This window comes from Lentzea sp. NPDC054927 (genome assembly GCF_053610285.1).
In genome coordinates this window covers 116910-133748 of record NZ_JBSGXZ010000022.1, presented here as the reverse complement: position 1 = coordinate 133748, position 16839 = coordinate 116910, and the positions used below count along the sequence as shown (strand labels likewise).

The 16839-nt window shown below is 69.2% G+C and carries 15 protein-coding genes; 6 read left to right on the top strand and 9 right to left on the bottom strand.

The genetic code is table 11. The features are described 5' to 3' along the window. Positions 1–193: 193 nt before the first annotated feature. Positions 194–1393, bottom strand: coding sequence for an FAD-dependent monooxygenase (locus tag ACWGE0_RS26565; protein ID WP_452263608.1), 1200 nt, complete (start codon positions 1391–1393; stop codon positions 194–196). A 56-nt stretch (positions 1394–1449) separates the two neighbouring features. Here ACWGE0_RS26565 and ACWGE0_RS26560 point away from each other — a divergent pair, with 56 nt between their 5' ends. Then, entirely contained in the window at positions 1450–1917 is a 468-nt protein-coding gene (locus ACWGE0_RS26560) for a MarR family winged helix-turn-helix transcriptional regulator (protein ID WP_452263607.1), read from the top strand. Here the strand turns inward: ACWGE0_RS26560 and ACWGE0_RS26555 are convergent. Beyond that, positions 1906–2925, bottom strand: a complete 1020-nt coding sequence (locus ACWGE0_RS26555) for a DUF2399 domain-containing protein (protein ID WP_452263606.1) — start codon at positions 2923–2925, stop codon at positions 1906–1908. The two genes, ACWGE0_RS26560 and ACWGE0_RS26555, sit on opposite strands and share 12 nt — an antisense overlap. A 62-nt stretch (positions 2926–2987) precedes the next feature. Between ACWGE0_RS26555 and ACWGE0_RS26550 the strand changes: the two genes are divergently transcribed. The 3 genes from ACWGE0_RS26550 to ACWGE0_RS26540 all read left to right on the top strand — a co-directional run bounded on the left by ACWGE0_RS26550 (position 2988) and on the right by ACWGE0_RS26540 (position 5365). Further along, a complete protein-coding gene (locus ACWGE0_RS26550; protein WP_452263605.1) occupies positions 2988–3605 on the top strand; it encodes a TetR/AcrR family transcriptional regulator in 618 nt (205 codons plus the stop codon). Next, positions 3602–4342: a maleylpyruvate isomerase family mycothiol-dependent enzyme gene (locus tag ACWGE0_RS26545; RefSeq protein WP_452263604.1), complete on the top strand. Its 741-nt coding sequence runs from the start codon at positions 3602–3604 to the stop codon at positions 4340–4342. Before ACWGE0_RS26550 ends, ACWGE0_RS26545 begins: the two co-directional genes overlap by 4 nt. A gap of 117 nt (positions 4343–4459) precedes the next feature. Then, a complete protein-coding gene (locus tag ACWGE0_RS26540; protein ID WP_452263603.1) occupies positions 4460–5365 on the top strand; it encodes a hypothetical protein in 906 nt (301 codons plus the stop codon). A 54-nt stretch (positions 5366–5419) separates the two neighbouring features. Here ACWGE0_RS26540 and ACWGE0_RS26535 read toward each other — a convergent pair whose 3' ends face one another. The 3 genes from ACWGE0_RS26535 to ACWGE0_RS26525 are packed head-to-tail and all read right to left on the bottom strand — an operon-like array spanning position 5420 to position 12116. Further along, positions 5420–9457, bottom strand: coding sequence for a TIGR02680 family protein (locus tag ACWGE0_RS26535; RefSeq protein ID WP_452263602.1), 4038 nt, complete (start codon positions 9455–9457; stop codon positions 5420–5422). Beyond that, the gene (locus ACWGE0_RS26530) at positions 9454–10647 is read right to left on the bottom strand and encodes a TIGR02678 family protein (protein ID WP_452263601.1); all 1194 of its coding nucleotides are present in this window, start codon (positions 10645–10647) and stop codon (positions 9454–9456) included. Before ACWGE0_RS26530 ends, ACWGE0_RS26535 begins: the two co-directional genes overlap by 4 nt. After that, entirely contained in the window at positions 10644–12116 is a 1473-nt protein-coding gene (locus tag ACWGE0_RS26525; protein WP_452263600.1) for a DUF2397 domain-containing protein, read from the bottom strand. Before ACWGE0_RS26525 ends, ACWGE0_RS26530 begins: the two co-directional genes overlap by 4 nt. A 72-nt stretch (positions 12117–12188) precedes the next feature. Between ACWGE0_RS26525 and ACWGE0_RS26520 the strand changes: the two genes are divergently transcribed. Next, positions 12189–13121 (top strand): cobalamin biosynthesis protein, encoded by a 933-nt coding sequence (locus ACWGE0_RS26520; RefSeq protein WP_452263599.1) that lies wholly within the window; start codon positions 12189–12191, stop codon positions 13119–13121. Here the strand turns inward: ACWGE0_RS26520 and ACWGE0_RS26515 are convergent. The 4 genes from ACWGE0_RS26515 to ACWGE0_RS26500 form a co-directional block, all read right to left on the bottom strand. After that, on the bottom strand, positions 13029–13853 hold the full coding sequence (locus ACWGE0_RS26515) for an SURF1 family cytochrome oxidase biogenesis protein (protein WP_452263598.1): 825 nt from the start codon (positions 13851–13853) through the stop codon (positions 13029–13031). The two genes, ACWGE0_RS26520 and ACWGE0_RS26515, sit on opposite strands and share 93 nt — an antisense overlap. Positions 13854–13874: 21 nt before the next feature. After that, a complete protein-coding gene (locus tag ACWGE0_RS26510; protein ID WP_452263597.1) occupies positions 13875–14153 on the bottom strand; it encodes a hypothetical protein in 279 nt (92 codons plus the stop codon). A 189-nt stretch (positions 14154–14342) separates the two neighbouring features. Further along, entirely contained in the window at positions 14343–14801 is a 459-nt protein-coding gene (locus ACWGE0_RS26505) for a helix-turn-helix domain-containing protein (RefSeq protein WP_452263596.1), read from the bottom strand. Positions 14802–14862: 61 nt separating this feature from the next. Continuing rightward, the gene (locus tag ACWGE0_RS26500; protein ID WP_452263595.1) at positions 14863–15414 is read right to left on the bottom strand and encodes a DUF1349 domain-containing protein; all 552 of its coding nucleotides are present in this window, start codon (positions 15412–15414) and stop codon (positions 14863–14865) included. 115 nt (positions 15415–15529) lie between these two features. Here ACWGE0_RS26500 and ACWGE0_RS26495 point away from each other — a divergent pair, with 115 nt between their 5' ends. Next, positions 15530–16828, top strand: coding sequence for a hypothetical protein (locus ACWGE0_RS26495; RefSeq protein ID WP_452263594.1), 1299 nt, complete (start codon positions 15530–15532; stop codon positions 16826–16828). The last annotated feature ends 11 nt before the right edge of the window (positions 16829–16839 follow it).

Sequence of the window (16839 nt, the reverse complement as noted above, 5' to 3'; positions counted from 1 at the left end):
ACCTTGGGGGGGTTCAAACCCCCACAAACGGCGTGTCGATTCCCCACCCCTGCCTGGTTGCAGCGAGTGCTGAGGCACGACTCGTGACGGGACCACCCACCGGAACCTCCCGTTTCAAGCGTAAGGACGCCTCGGCTTCGCCATCGGGACTGCTTGCCTTCGGCTTCGCTTGATTGGCCGGTTACCGCGATTTTTAGGTGACTTCGGAGATGTAGCCGTCTGGGCGGACGGTGGCGGTTTGGCCGTTCAGCGGGATGCTGGTGCCCTTGCCGTCGGACAGGTCCAGGCCGGGGGCGAAGGTGCCTGCCAGTGGGTGGTTGCAGGCTGTGTCGTAGCGGATGTCGGTGGCCTGGACCATGGCGGAGATGTGGCGTTTGACCTCTGGCAGGTCCAGTAGATCGCTGAAGAGGCTGTAGAGCTCGCGGGCCTGGGGGTCGGGGCGGGTGAGGGCTACCTGGGCCATGGTGTTGCGCAGGACGCGGTCGGCTACCGGGTGGCGTTCGGTGGTGTAGGTGTCTATGAGGGTTGAGTCGCCGGTGGCTAGTTTCCAGCCCAGGTTCAGGGCGTCCTGGAGGCCCAGGTTGAGGCCCTGGCCGCCGAACGGGGAGTGGACGTGGGCGGCGTCGCCTGCCAGCAGGACGTTGTTCTTGCGGTAGGTGGTGGCCTGGCGGGTGTTGTCGGTCCAGGTCGTGGCGGTGTGCACGGCGGTGATGCGGACGTCGCGGCCGCTGACCCGGCGGAGCGAGGCTTCTAGGATCTCGCGGGTGGGTTCGCGGGTTGGGGGCGGGCCGGAGTACTCGATCATCATGATGCGGCCCTGGAGCGGGCCGGAGGCGTAGACGCCGGTGGGCGTGTGGTTCCAGCCGCGGTCCAGTTCGCCGTCCAGGTCGACGATCGCCTGGTAGCCCGTGAGGCTGGGGCCGGTGCCGGGGAAGTCGATGCCGGCGAGTTTGCGGACGGTGCTGCGGCCGCCGTCGCAGCCGACGATGTAGGTGGAGTCGAGGTCCAGGGTGGTGACGTCGACGCCGCGGCGGATGGTTGCGCCGAGTTCCAGTGCGCGGGCTTCGAGGACGCGTTCTAGAGATTGCTGGCTGAGCATGACCAGGTCTTGACCGTCCAGTTTGAACAGTCCGGCGAAGTGGCCCGTGCTGCGGCGGTACCAGGCCAGGCGGGAGGTTTCGGCTTCGCTGGCCGCGGTGATGGCGGGGCCCAGGCCACGCATGGACAGCATGTCGAAGGTGCGGCCGCTGATCATGTGGGCCTTGATGGTGTCGGCCTGGGTGGTCAGGCGTTCCAGGACGGTGGTGCGGACGCCTTGCAGGGCCAGTTCGCAGGCCAGGAGGAGGCCCACCGGGCCGGCACCCACCACGGTGACGTCGGTTGAAGCTTTCATGCTCAACATTTGACTGTGGAAATGTCGCGGTGTCAAACCTGATTTAGGATGGGGTGGTGACGGAGCCGATCTACTCGTGGTTGTACGTGCAGCAGGGCGTCGACGCGGTGAAGGCCGCGATGGGGCAGCGGATGGAGGCGGAGGCCGGGTGCTCGTTGCTGGAGCACGTGGCGCTGTACCAGCTGCACCACAACGGTGGGCGGTTGAAGATGCTGGAGCTCGCCGAGTTGCTGGACGTGAGTCCGTCCGGGGTCACGCGGCTGATCGAGCGGCTGGTGAAGCGCGGGTGGGTGGTGCGGGAGCAGCCCGCTGACAACCGGCGGCAGGTGTTCGCGGTGCTCACGGCTGCGGGGGACGAGGCGTGCGTGGGGACCACGGCTCGGGTCTATCGGGCGTCGGTGGCCGAGGAGTTCACCGGGTTGCTGAACGACCGCGACCTCGCTGACCTGCGCCGGATCGGGCGCAAGCTGATGGAGGGGCACGGGCGGTGGGACGTGAAGAGGTTCGCGCCGTCAGAGGAGTGACGGCAGCACGTGCTCCTCGGTGACCATCAGGCCCGTGGTGGCCATGGTGTCGGCCAGGTCCGGGTCCCAGGTCGCGGTTTCCGGGCGAGTGTTGAGGGTGGGGAGTTCCACGCCTCGGGCGATCAGGGTGGCCACGGCTTCGCGGTAGTCGGCGGCTGACATGCGCCACGGCGTGCCGCCGGTCCAGGCGAGGACCTCGTTCGTGCGGCGGATGCCGTCGGGCGTGAAGTCGTTGTGGCAGCGGACGGTTTTGCCGTTGAGGTGATGCTTGGCCTGTGAGGTGAGGCCGGTCGGGAGCACCATCAACGGGCCGGGCACGCCGGATTCGAGCAGGCGCGGGCTGCGGACGACGGTGATGTCCGCGGCTTCGAGGGTGTCGTTCAGCGTCAGGTAGCCCTGGGAGGTCAGGACCGGGTTGCTGTAGGCGTCAGGCAGGACGCCGGAACGCTCCCAGTCGGTGCCCGCCAGGGTGAGTGCCTTGTGCAGGACGCGGGTGAGCGGGCGGCCGTCGTCGAGGTCGTTGCCCGCCAAGGCGAAGCGGGTCGTCCACTGGCGGGGTTCGGGGGTCAGGCGCGCGAGGATCTGCGCGGCCTGGTTGGCGATCATCGGCAGCGCGGGCTGCGGGATCTTGCCGTACCTGCGGACGTGCTCGATCCACTCGGCGGCCCAAGGCGCGTGCAGCAGACCATGCTCGCGCAGGGCGAACTTGAGCACGGCGTCCGCGGTCGGGGCTTCTTCGGTGGTGGACATGCCGATGGGCTTGCCGTGCACGGATTCCAGGACCTCGGGCAACGTGCTGCCGTGGGCGCGGATGTGTTCGTCCAGGCGTGCCAGCGAGATCTGGCGGCGGGCCGGGTGCGCGATCGGCTTGCGCAGCAACTCGCCGAGGACGGCGGCGGTGGGCGCGTCCTCGACGCGGAAGCTGAAGGCCGAGCGGCCGCCGCCCTCCATCGTCTCGCGGGCGAGGCGCCAGAACTCGGCGAGCTCGGGGCGGTCGTACTCGATCACCTCGCCAACATAGCCGCTCAGGGTCTTGACATCGGACGTGGCGGAGCGGACTCTGCCTAACTATGAGCGTTCTGCCTAATCGTGATAGGCAAGCCGAACGGCGTGAGGCCACGCGGCGGGAGATCGTCGACGCCGCGTGGGAGATCGCCCGCCGCGATGGGCTGGCCGCTGTCACGTTGCGCGAGGTCGCGGCCATGATCGGGATGCGCTCGCCGTCGCTGTACTCGCACTTCGACTCGAAGAACGCGATCTACGACGCGATGTTCGGCCAGGCCTGGACCCTGTTCCTGGCCGAGATGCGGGAGAACCTCGCCCGTCAGCCGGAGGCGCCGCGCGAGGCGATTCTGGCGATGGCCGAGCACTTCTTCCGCTTCTCGCTCGCCGATGTGGCGCGCTACCAGCTGATGAACCAGCTCTCCATCCCGGGCTTCGTGCCCTCCGATGCTTCCTACGCCCCGTCGGTCGAGGTGATGGGCCTGCTGCACGACATGTTCCGCGGGCTCGGCATTACCGACAGCGCCGACGTCGACCTCTTCCTGGCTCTCGGCGGCGGCCTGCTCGACCGGCAGCTCGCGAACGAGCCCGGTGGCGACCGTTGGCTCCGTCAGCTGCCTCGCGTGGTCGACATGTTCGCCGACGAGCTCGGCCTGCCAGGACCACCGTTGAGGAGAAGATCATGACTTCCGCACTCGCCAGCAGACCCCGCACGCCCGCGCTCGATCGCGACACCGCGATGAGGCTCGCCGCGACCGAGTACGAACGGGTCGTCGCCCTGCTCGAAGGACTGTCGCCGCAGGACTGGGCCAGGCCCACCAGCTGCCCCGCCTGGGACGTGCGGGCCATGGCCGCGCACATGCTCGGCATGGCGGAGATGTCCGCGTCCATTCGCGAGAGCATGCGCCAGGTCAAGGCGGCCGAGAAACGCGGCGGGGTGTTCATCGACGCGCTGACCGATCTTCAGGTGGCCGAGCGCGCGGACATGTCACCGAACGCCATCTCCGCCCGCTTCGCCGAGGTGGCTCCACGCGCGGTGAAGGGACGCCGCCGCATGCCGTGGTTCGTGCGCAGGCAGAAGATGGGGCAGGCGCAGCAGGTCAACGGTAGTGACGAGACGTGGACACTCGGGTTCCTCTCCGACGTGATCATGACCCGCGACCCGTGGATGCACCGCGTCGACATCGCCGACGCCACCGGAGCCCCGCTCGTGCTGACCGCGGACCACGACGGTGTGCTCGTCGACGACGTGGTCCGCGAGTGGGCGCAGCGGCACGGCAGGCTGTTCCGGCTGACGCTCACCGGACCGGCGGGTAGTACCTGGGGCTCGGACGGGACGGCGCTGGAGTTCGACGCAGTGGAATTCTGCCGCGCGCTGTCCGGCAGGGGAACCGCCGCGTTGGCCACAGAGGTGCCGTTCTAGGGCCGCAGCACGTCGTAGGTGTGCATGCGCATCGGTCACGAATGCAAGATGGGCGGTCATTTTTGTGATCTTCGTGGGCAGGGGCATCCTCAGTGGCATGATCAGCGTGTGGGGGATATGCAGAAAATTCGACTACTCGCCGCCGGCGTAGCAGCGGCGGTCGCGGCAACCTTCCTGGCGCCCGTGCCCGCGAATGCCGACCCTCGGGCCGAGATCGCCGAGATCGCCTCGGACGCCGAGGCAGCGTTCGCCGTGTTCGACCGCAGGACCGGGCGCACCACGATCGCCTGGGGCGAACACAAGCAGTTCCGTTCGGCGTCGGTCGTCAAGATCCTCATCGCGCTCGACTACCTGGAGAAGCGCGGCCCTGACGCCGAGATCCCGCCGGCCGACCTGGCACGGCTGGTGCCGATGCTGAGATCGAGCGACGACTACGCGGCTTCGGAGCTCTGGGTCCTGGAGGGCTGGGAGAAGATCGTCGAACGCATGATCGTGAAGCTGGGGCTCGAGGACACCGCACCGCCGGTCAACGTCGGTTTCTGGGGCTACACGGCGCTCAGCGCGTCGGACGTCGTCAAGATCTACCGTTATGTGCTCGACGAGGCACACCCGAAGTTCCGTGATTTCATCATGGGCAACCTGCACCAGGCGACGAAGTGCGCGACCGACGGCTTCGACCAGTCGTTCGGCCTGCCTAGCGTCGTTCATGGCGAGGTGGCCTACAAGCAGGGGTGGTCGCGGTTCGGTGACACGCCGCCCGCGCCGTGTGTCGAGTCGCGGAAGCCGCAGAAGACCTACCCCGGTGTCGCCAAGGACGGTCCGGAGAACCTGGGCCTGCGCGCGGCCGCCGATGTCGACCTGACGCGTCCGGCAATGCACACCACCGGCACCTACGGGCGGAACGACCGCAAGATCATGGTCGTGCTGACGCTGGAGCCGGTGGGCACCACGTGGGACGTCTCGGCCGACCGGATCACCAGGATCACGCGCGCCGTGCACCTGGCTGACCACATCCTCGGCTGACCCGCTGCCGGTCCGCGCCCACGGCCGACCAGGGCGCGGAACCGGCGCCGAGCGCTAAGGATCCACCCGGTCCAGCGCCGCGCCGTCCCACGTGGTTTGCGTGCACGCGACGCCGCGGCCGTTCTTGGGGCGCAGGACGTCGAAGATGTGCATGCGCGGGATCTTGTCGGACACGCCCCAGCCGCTCGGCCAGGTGATCACCCAGTCCATGTCCAGGTCGACCAGCAGGCCCAGCATGCGCGCGATGGTCGGGTCGTCGAGGCGTTCGAAGGCCTCGTCGAGCAGCACCAGGCGCAGCGGGTCGAACTCGTCGCTCACCGCGTCGTAGAAGCTCGCGGCGGCGGCGAACAGCGTCACGTACGAGATCAGGCGGGTCTCGCCGGACGAGAGCTGGCGCAGTCGTCGTTCGCGCGGGTTGCCGTCGGGACCCGTGTCGGCGACGGTGACGGTGAACTGGTGCCACGTGCGGTAGTCGAGGGCGCGCGAAAGGATCTCGGCGTAGCCACCGGAGTGCGTGTCGCGTTCGTTCTCGATGCGTTCGGTGAAGACGCGGCGCAGGGTGGCGTCCTGTTCGGGCGTGCGTTCGCCGAACGGGAGGCGGACCAGCGCAAGCGCTTGCCTGGTCTGGTCGTCGAGCGCGCTGGACGACTTCCAGGCCAGCTTGACGTGCACGCCCTGGCTGGAACGGGCCTGGCCGAGCACCTCGTTCATGCGCTTGGTGAGGTCCTCGGCGACGGTGATCTGGCCGCGCAGCCACTCGGCCAGGTCGCGGATCAGGTAGTCGGCGAAGATGCCCTGGTACTGCTCGTCGAGGAACCCGCGCTGCTCGGCCAGTTTCGTGGTGACCTGGCGGGCGGCGACGGCGACGGGCTTCGCGCCCTCCTCGCCGGTCACCGTCACGGTCAGCAGGCCCGCGTGCTGCTCGGCGGCGATGTCGTGGCTGCCCGCCAGTGAGGTCTGGAGGGCCTGGAGCTTGGCGATCACGGTGGCCTCGGTGCCGCCGCGGCGGTCGCCGGTTTCCGCGATCAGGGCGCGCACCGAGGCCTCGTCACCGGAACCGTCGTTGTCCGGGAACGCGGCCGCGATCAGGCCGGGCGCGCGAACGGTGGCGGTGAAGTTGGCGGCGGCCCGGTCGCGGGCTTCGGCGGCGTCGGCGACCTGCGTGGAGTTGGTCTCCAGCAACGCTTCCAGCTTCGCCGCCTGCTCGCGCGCGGTCGTGATGCTCTCGCGGACGCCCTTGAGGTCCTCGCGCATCTTCTTGCGCGACTTCTCCAGCTGCGTGAGCTGTTCGCTGATCTCCTTGGCCTCGCCGCCGACCGCGTCGGTCAGCTCGGCCAGTGTGCCCGCCTGGGCCGCGTAGTCGACGCACCGGCTGTCGGCGTCGGCTTCCGCGGTCTGCCGGTCCGCGACGGCCTCGTGGTAACGGTGTGAGGCGTCGGTGAGGTCGGAAATCGTGCCCTGGCAACGCCTCCGGACCGCGTCGCCGAGCAGGTCGGCCGTCCGCTGGGCTTCTGACGCCGCTGCCTGGGCCTGGCGCAGCGCTTCGGAGTCCGAGGGCAGACCGGCGTCGCCAGCCTGGCGGGTCAGCTCCGAGCGTGCGGCTTCCCACCGTGAGTTGGCGTTCTCCAGGGCATCCCGCAGCTCGAACGTGCGCTGCTGGGACCGGGCCGCCGACTCCTCGGCCGACTGGACGCGGCTGTGCTTGGCGATCAGCTCGCCGTCGCCGGGGAAGGCCGCGACGTGCGCTTCCCAGGTGGCGACGTGCTCGTGGGCCCGGGCCAGTTCGTCTTCCGCGGTGCCGAGTTGGGCGCGCAGGTCGGCGAGTTCTTCTTCCAGGGCGGTGATTCGGCGGCCACGGGCGGCTTCCCGTGCGCCCGCACCGATGAACTCGGCTTCGGGCTTGGTCCAGCGACCGGTCAGCACGCCCGTGCGCCAGTCGCCGGTGGTGGTCATGTCGTCCAGCGACACCGCGCGGAGCAGGTCGGCGACGAGTGATTCCGGCACCGGCGAGCCTTCGACGGCCGGCACCAGGTAGTCCGCCAGCGAGCGTCCGCCGACCGCGGGCCTGGGGACGGCCAGGACGTCGTTCAGGTCGCTGTCCTGCGGGGTCACCCAGGCGTCCAGCAGGCCGCTCGCCTGCAGGGCCGCCTCCAGGCCCGCCCGCTCGTCCTCGTTCAGCGCCGGCGAGAAGTCCACGAGCCGGTAGAAAGGCGCGCCGGCAGCCGTGTTCCGGGCGGCCGACGTGTACTGGCCCGGCAGCGGCATCCGCTCGTCGCCCGAGCGCAGCCCGACGAGCTCCTCGTCCAGCGTGTCCAGCCGGGCGCGCAGGTCGGTGCGCTGCTGCGTGAACGCGTGCGCCGCGTCGCGAGCGGCCTGCACCAACGGTCCGACCCACTCGCGGGCCGTCGCGCTCAGCGCCTTCGCGGCGGCGGGATCGGCGGTCTGGGGCAACCTCAGGGCTTCCGAGGGCCGTTCGTCGAGCAGCGGGCCGCTCGACGTCCACACCTCGACCTGCTCGAGCCAGGTCTGCACGACCTCGGCGAGCTCCTGCATCTCCTGGTTGCGCAGGGAGGTGGACTCGGTCGCGCCGAGCTGGGCGTCGCGGGCCTTCTGCCGCAACGACTCCACCTCGCGCTGCTGCGCGTCGAGCTGGATCGCCTGCTCGTGCAGCGACATCGCCAGCGCACCCCGTTGGCGGGCGAGGGAAGCGATGCCGGAGGTCTGGTCGACGACCGAGGCCAGCGCGGCCAGCACGTCCTCGGTCGCGGCGGCGGGCGGCACGCGCCGTTCGATCGGCAGCGGCCCGGCCTCGGGATCCGGCTTGGCGCGCACGGAATCCGTGGTCACCGACGCCTCGGCGGCCGGGACCTGCGGCACGTCCGGCGCGAGGTCGGAGTCCATGCCCGCGAGGCGCAGGTTCTCGCGCAACGGGTCGCTCAACGCGTCGGCGGCGGACAGGTCCTCGGCGAGGCGGCGCAGCAGGCGCAGCACGTTGTCGACGGACGCGTCTTCCTGGGCGCGCTGGCGGTGGGCCGTCTCCAGGGCGGCGACGGCGGAGGAACGCTTCTCCGCCACCAGGTTCTCGCGCGTCTTGAGGTCCTGGAGGTCACGGAACGCCGGCAGTTCCTTGAGCGCGGCGATGGTCTCCTCAGCCTGCTGCTCGCCGGTCTCCATGTCGACAAGTGCCTGCTCGGACGCCGCGCGCTCCATCCGCGTGACGTCCAGCTCCTGGGTGAGCTTCGACTGCTCGCGCTGCAGCTTCGTCACCGACTTCTCGGCGCCGTCCAGCCGTTCGGAGGCGCTGCGCAGCCCGCCGAACGCGTAGTCGCTGTAGGTCTTGAGGAACGTGCCGAGAGCACTGTCCGCAGAGGACAGCCGGACGATGTTCTCGCGGATCGACTCCAGGTCGTCGAACGACGTCGCGAGCTGCTCGACCATCGCCTGGTCCAGCGGCGGCAGCGCGTCGCTGAGGATCTGCTCCAGCTGGCCTTCCAGCACCTTGAGGCCGACGTCCGGGTTGCGCAGCGTCCGCTGGAGGTGCAGCAGGTCGCCATAACGCGCCGCGGGCACGCCGTAGACGGCATCGGCGATCTTCGCGCGGAACGCCGGCTCCTCGAACATGCAGTCCGCGCCGATGAGATCCCTGAGCTGTGCAGGGCCGTGCGGGACGCGTTCCGGGCCCGCGAGCTGCAGTTCCGTGCCCACGCGCATGGGCGTGACGAACCGCCACGAGTCCGTGATCGCCTGCGAGGTCTTCGACGCCTTCACGCCGAGACCGCAGGTCAGGTACTCGTTGCCGGAGTGGTCGGCGGCTTCGCGGATCAGCTCGACCCACGCGTAGCCGATGCGATTCGGGCCGCCGTCGTAGTCGTCCAGCATCAGGCGCCGGATGCTGACCGTGTCGAAGCCCTTCGAGCCGAGCTGGCGCAGGTCGCCGTCCAGGCACAGCGGCAGCAGCAGCTCCAGCGTGCGGGACTTGCCGGAACCGTTGGTGCCCTGGAAGATCGCGCGGCCACCGGAGAAGTCGAACGTCTGCTCTGTGTACTGCCAGATGTTGACCACGCCGCCGCGGTGCAGCCGCCACCTGCTCATGAAACGTTCTCCTCGTCGAACAGGGACCAGCTCGGTACTTCAGGCACCACAACGGGTTGTTCCGGTTGTTCTCGTTCCGGGTCGCCGTCCGGGGACGGCAGCCAGCGGTGCACGGCAGCGCTGATCGACCAGCCTTGCTCGTGCGGCACCGCGAGACCCATGCGGCGCAACAACTCCGTCACCTCGGCGACCAGCCGGTCGAGGTCGTCGGTGAACTGCTTCGACCACGCGGCAGGGTAGTCCTCGACCAGTTGGGCACAGACCTCGCGGATCCGTTCGGTGGTCACGACGTGTCGTGCAGGCGGGTCTTCCGCCTCGTCGTCGACCAGGTCCGGCAGGGCGAGCAACGTGATGCGCGCGACCGTGGAGACACCGGGGAACGACAGGTCGGTCAGGAAGTCCTCGGGGTCCGCCGCCAGCACGCCCTCGACGCGGCACTCCGTGTAGAGGCCGAACGCCTGCTCCAGCAACGCGGTTTCCTTGCGCTGGTTGCGCCGCAGCCACTCGGACTGGTCGTCCGGCAGGTCCGCGTACAGCACCAACGGGGTCTCGACGAGCTTGCGCCGCACGGCGTGCTCGACACCGCGCGGGCCGGGGCGGGCAGCCAGTTCGATGAGGTGAGCAGGGCTCTCGGCCTCCCCGACCGGTCCGGTGACGAGCTGGCCCAGCAGGTCGGTGTCGATCGTGATCAACGCTTCCTGGGGGAGCACGTCCTGCGCGACCGAACCCTCGGTTTCCTGAAGTACGCCAAGGGAAACGAGGTGGCGCAGGGCCGCGGTGAGCGCACGGCGCTCGCTGACGTCGTCCGGTGCGTCGATGCCCGCCTCGGCCGCGGCGGACCGGATGTCTGCGACCAGCCGGGACAGCAGCGTCTGGCGGCCGATGCCGGTGAGGACCGCGAGCGTGAGTGCCAGGTAGGCGTAACCGCGCGGGGACATGGTGAGCACACCGCGCGTGTCGTCACGGCCGGGGCCGGACTTGTACAGGCGCGCGAACCGGCGTTCGACCACGAGCCGATACCCGAGCAGGCCCGCGAACATGTCCTGCAGCACCACGCGGTGCCGGTAGACGAGGCTGAGCAGTTCGCCGTCCGGGCCGTCGGACCGCAGCAAAGGCCTGCGCAGCAACGTTCGGGCGCACCGCACCACGTTGGCGGCATCGATGTCGGAGAGGTTGTCCAAGTGGTTCATTGCTTCAGGGCCACCGTCGCGTCGTGCAGGGTGAGCGTCCCGGCGGCGGACTTGATCTGCGTCGTCGTGCCGTGGGCGATCTCGAGTTTGAGGCCGCGCACCGGGTCGCTGGCCGATCCGCTGTCGTGCGGCGAGTCGCGCTGGGCCATCGCGAGCGTCAGCAGCTCGCAGAAGACCTCCAACGCGCCGTGCGTCAGCGTGGTGTTCTCCAGGTTTCCGGCGGCCTTGGTCAGCTCCGACACGTGCCGGGCACGGACCTCGTCCGCCTCACGGGCCTCCGCGAGCAGCGACTGCTCGGTCATCGGGTCGTCGAGGATCCGGGACGGCCTGCCGCGCCCACCCCGGTCGCCCCGGGACCGCACGCTGACCGTCACGTCGCAGACCGGGCCGTCGCGCCACGGCGTGCGCTCGTTGTCGGAGTCGTGCTCCGGCGCGGGGGAGAGGTGGCGGGCGCTGTAGAGACCGAACGCGGACGCGTAGATCTCGTGCGCTTCCTCGCGGGTCGAGTTGTCGAACCAGCTCGCGAGCTTCAGCAGCTCGGCACGGCGACCTGGGAGGAGTCCACCGCCGGACGTCGCCCGTTTGACGCTGGCCAGGAGGCTGCCGATCGCGCGGGCCGTTGCTTCTCGCAGTGCCGTGACCTGGCTCGGACGGCCGGGGCGGTCGACGAACCAGTCCGTCAGCTCCTGCCAGTCCTCGGGGGTGCGGCCGCGGGCGCGTTCGACGTTGAGGCCGAGGTCGGTGCCGAGGAGGCGGAGGAGTTCCGTTCGAGCTCTGGTGAATCCGGCCAGGGCTTCCGCGATCGGGGGCGTGTACTTCAGCACGTCCTCGACAACCCGCTGGATGTACTCGACCAGCAGGTTCCGGAAGCCCGCGATCTCCTCGGGCGCCAGGTGGTTCCGCGTGACGACCTGGCCGAGGTAGGCGTAGAAGTCGCGGACGGTCGCCGCGAGCTCGGCGTGCTGCAGGAACAGGGTCGTGACGCGTTCGGCCAGGAGTTCCCTGGTCTTGTCGCCCTCGTTGAGCAGGGCGACGGAGAGGCTGCCGCCCAGCTCGTTGAGGCCGCGTTCGATGGCGGGGAGCAGCTCGCGGGAGACCTCGCGGGCGCCTTCCGGGACCCGGAGCAGCTCGTCGACGTCCCGTTGGACGCGGACGGCGAGCTTCGAGACCTGGTAGCGCACGCTGCCGTGCTGGAACTCGGCGATGCTGGCCGCCACGACCTCGCGCCGGCCCTGGACCAGGTTGCCCCACTCGACCAGCTGCTTGAGGCGGTTGATGACGTTCTCGATGCGGCTTTCGCCCTGTTCGACCCTGCCCTCGCGCTCCTGCCCGGCCAGCGCACCGGCGACCTCGCCCGCGCTGAGGTCCGCGAGCAGCGTGGAGGTGAACAGCCGCATGATCGCCAGGTACGTGCGCTGGTGATCGCGCGCGTCCAGATAGGCGTACAGCTTCAGCCGCTTGTGCTCCACGACCGGCCACCCTAATGCGCGCGCGCCGGCGACGCGGCGCTACCGTGCCTACTTCGAGCTGGGGAGGATGCCGTGGCGGCGGGGCGCGCGTTGGGGTTGTTGCTGGGCGTGGCGGCGGACGCGGTGTTCGGTGATCCACGCCGATTTCACCCGGTAGCGGCATTCGGAACGTCCGCGGCGGCGCTCGAGAAGCGTCTTTACGCCGACTCGCAGGCCGCTGGTGTGGCCTACACGGCCGTGCTGGTCGGTGGGACCGTGGCCGCTGGTGTCGCCGTTGAGCGGTTGGCTAAGAAGCACTGGCTGGCGCAAACGGTGACCACGGCGCTCGCGACCTGGGTGGTGCTCGGCGGCAACTCGCTGGCGACCGAGGGCACCTCGATGGGCCGTGAGCTGGACGCCGGCGACATCGAGGCCGCGCGTGCCCGGCTGCCTCACTTGTGCGGCCGTGACGCAGCTCGGCTGGACACGTTCGGGCTGGCGCGCGCGACCGTGGAGTCCGTGGCGGAGAACACGTCAGACGCCGTCGTGGCGCCGTTGGTGTGGGGCGCTGCTTTCGGCGTGCCCGGCCTTCTCGGCTACCGCGCGGCCAACACCCTGGACGCGATGGTCGGCCACAAGTCGCCCCGGTACCGGCGCTTCGGCTGGGCCGCGGCCCGGTTGGACGACGTGCTGAACCTGCTGCCCTCGCGCCTGGCGGCGTTGCTGACCGTGGGTGGCGCGCCGGTCGTCGGCGGATCTGCCGGCCAGGCCTTGGAGACGTGGCGCCGGGATGCTTCCGCGCACCCTTCGCCCAACGCGGGCCAGGTAGAGGCGGCGTTCGCGGGCGCGTTGGAGATCAGGCTGGGCGGCCGGACCGTGTACTCGCACGGCGTCGAGGAACGCCCGGTGCTCGGCCACGGCCGCAACCCGGACTCAGGTCACGTGACGCGTGCCGTGGAGCTGTCCCGCGTCGTCGGCTTCTCCGCGGCTCTCGTCAGCGCTTTCGCCGCCATCTTCCGCAAGTAGCTCGGCGATCGACTTCTTGCGCTTCTTCTTGGTGTCCTCGTGCAGCACGCCGCCGGGCCGTGCCTCGCGAATCGTGAAGTACAGCCAGCCGCCGACCGCCATCACCCCGAACGCGATCCACTGCAGCGCGTAGGAGAAGAACGGCCCGGACTCGATCCGGGGCAGCGGCAGCGTGTCGAGCGCGCCCGGCTGGTCCTCGATGAGCTGGTAGTAGCCGGGCTCGATGTTCGGGCCGACCGCGTTGTTGTTGATCGAGTAGATCTGCTTGCGGCCGTCCTGCTCGAACGCCGGCTGGGCGTTCGACTCGTTCGGCCTGGCCAGCCCGACGAGGGTGACCTCGCCGGTCGGCGGGTTGGCGAAGTTCGGCGGCTTGATGCCGTTGATCGGGCGCACGTAACCGCGGTCGATGAGGATGGTCTGGCCGTTCTGCGTCTGGAACGGCGTGATCACCTCGAACGCGGCCTCGCCCTGCACGGTCCGCAGGCGGGCGAGCGCTTCCAGCTCGGGCAGGTAGCGGCCCTTGATCTCGACCTTCTGCCACTCGTCGTGCCGCGCGCCGAACGGGACCGGGTCGCTCTTGAGCGACTTGGTGATGGCGGAGTTCTGCGCCTGGCGTTCGTCGTTGCGGCCGAACTGCCACGGGGACAGGAAGTAGATGCAGGCACCCGCGAACACCCAGACGGCCAGGGTCAGCGCCAGCCAGCCCGGCTTGAGGAGGAACTTGAACCGCACGTCCTCACGGTAGATGACTGTTCAGAGCGCCCGGAGTTCGGCCACTGACTGCACCAGGCCACAGCGTTCGAGCGAGGCGAGGACGTCCCCGATCGTGCCGGGAGGAGTGCGCCAGGAGTTCGCGATCTGCTGGACGCAGCTCCACACCACCTTGGCGTCGAGCCCGATCTGGTCGCAGACGAAGTCGTCCGCGTCCTTGGGGTCGATGTCCCACTGCCGCAAGGATTCCGCCAGCCGCAGCACGCGGTGGCCGTCCGGATCGGGCAGGTCCAACGCGGAGATCAATGGCTCGAAGCCCATGCCAACCAGTCGCGGATCGGCGTCATCATCAGTGACCACGTGCGCGGGCTGCTCGTCAGGAGAGGTTCGGTTGGTTCTCCCGGAGGCTGCGGAACACCCCGTCGAGGATCTGATCGGTCCACTTCGCCTGCACGAGACTTGCTGCCGTGATCCGCTTCATTAGGTCCCGTAGAAGACGACGAAACTCACTCAGGCCATGCCCATCTCTTGCGTGAGCGCCGACAACTCGTCTGCGGCTCGCCGCCGCCGCTGGTCGTCGTTGCGCATGTACTCCACCAGCGACGCAGCCTTGATCCGGCGGTGCTTGCCCACCTTGCGGAACTCGATCTCGCCCGCTTCGAGCAGGCCGATCAGGTACGGGCGTGACACGTTCAACAGGTCTGCGGCCTGCTGGGTGGTCAGTTCGGCGTCGGCGGGCACGACAGAAACGCCATGACCAGCGGCCATGTAGGCGAGGATCTGGGCCAGAAGTTCGACGGCGCCGCGCGGCAACACCAGCACGTCGTCGGTCTCTTCGCCCCTGACACGTACGTCGCCCTCGTCGTCCTGGTGGTCGTGCAGATACGCCTTCACCCTGGTCAGCGCGGTGTGGGCGGTGACAACGTCGTCCTCGTCAGGCTGGACAGCTCTCAACGCTGCGGAACTCATCGCTCTCTCCCTCCTTCCGCTATTCGAATTATCCGCAGTATTCGAAGCAAACGCAACGCCGCTATCGGGTGAGCTGGACCTCGTGGAACTGGGTCACGAACCCGTCGCCCTCCGGGCTCGCCGCCATGATCCCGACCTTGGCCTCGGCCGCCGGTGGGAAGTAGGCCTTGCGCAGCAGGTTCACGGGTTCCCCGCCGTCGATCCCGTACTTCACCCACACCGCGTCGCCCTTGCGTTCCGCGCTGATCGTGAACCGGTCGAAGGCGGGGGTCAGTGCGAGGTTCCAGTCCGAGAAACCCCTGGTCACGACCGTGCTCGCCTGGCGCTTGCCGTCGAACACCTCGACGCCGGCCTTGATCCAGTTCTCGCCGTCGATCAGCAGCCCGACGCCGGCGTGGTCGTACTGCGCCGCGTACTCGCCGCTGAAGGTCGCGGTGATGGTGAAGTCGCCGGTGAGGCTCAGGCCGTAGAGGTGACCGTTGTCGCGGATGATGCCGTTGCCGGTGAGGCGCCAGAAGTCGCTGCTGGGGTCGGCGTGCACGGTCAGGGGGTCGGTCGACCACTGCTGCGGTTCGTTCAGCCACGTCCAGCCGGTGAGGTCCATGAATCTCATCCTGGCACGCTCGACCTGCGGGAACGACCGTTTGGCGACCGCACTCATCGGTCCGGCCGATCACCTTGGCCGATGAGCCGGGCCGGTGTCGGTGCTCGGCAGTACCTTCGAGGCGATGGACAGGTTCAAGGTCTACTGGGACCGTCCCGACGTGCGTGACGCCCTGGCCCGTCGCGACATCGGGACGGTCTTCCGGCTGCTCGTGGAGGACGGCGTCCCGCAGCGGGAGATCGCGCTGATCACGAGGCAGAACCAGTCCGAGATCTCCGAGATCATCGGCGGTCGCCAGGTCATGGCCTACGAGCTGCTCGAACGGATCGCGCTCAGCCTCGGCATCCCGCGCGGCTATCTGGGGCTGGAGTACGAGGAGAGCAGCCCGCCGTCATCGCGGGACGAGGCCGGGCAGCGAGTCTCGTTCCTGGCTCACGCGGCTGAGATCGTGATCGGCCAACCGGTGTTCGGCAGAGCGGAGAGGGCAGCGCATGTGGCGGAGGCAACGCCGGTGCCCTCTCGCGTGGGGCTTGGCGATGTCGAGATCCTGACCCGCGTGCTGCACGAGCTCACCGGGCTGGAGTCGCAGTTCGGCGGCGGGGTGGTGCTGGCTGCGGTCGAGGGGCAGCTGCGGTGGGCGCGTGGCCTGCTCAACGCTTCGATGCGAGACGCGACCAGGCCGGCTCTGTTCGAGGCGGTGGCCTTGCTGCACAGGCGGGCGTCGAATGCGGCGTTCGACATGGGTCGTCTGGATCAGGCGCGAGGGCACCTGCTCGCGGGTCTCGAGTTGACGCAGGACGCCCGGAACATGCCCTTGCAGGCCATGTTGTTCTACTGCGCGGGCCGGATGGAGCAGTATCACGGACCGCCCGACGCGGCGTTGAGGTTGTTCCAGTTCGGCTATCCCGTGGCGCTGGCGTCGAAGTCACCGCGGCTGTGCGCGTTGCTGGAAGTGCGGGAGGCGCGTTGCTATGCGGTCATGGGCAACCGCGAGTCGGCTGAGCGGGCGTTGTCGCTGGCCGTGGAGAACTTCCACGCGGAAGGAGAGCTGCCCGACTGGTTGAGGTTCTTCGACGAGGCGGAACTCCTCGCCGCGGTCGGCGTGACGTGGGCCGAGCTGGGTGGGTGGGACAAGGCGGTCGCGGCTCTTCGCCGAAGCCTGCGTCACCGAGATGACGACTACGCGCTAGCCCGTTCCTTCGATCTGGCGGAGCTGGCGACGTGCCACCTCCGCAGCGGTGACGTCGACGAGGGCTTGCGGGTGGCGACGAGGTCGTTGAACCTCGTCGACCAGCTGAACAGCAGACGTGCCCGCGACCGCCTGGAGCCGTTGGAACGTGCGGCCAGGCGCGGCGGTGCGGAAACCCTTGGCCTTGTGCAGCGGATCACAGATGTGCGCGGGCGAAAGGTCACAGCTTCCTGAAGAAGTGCGCA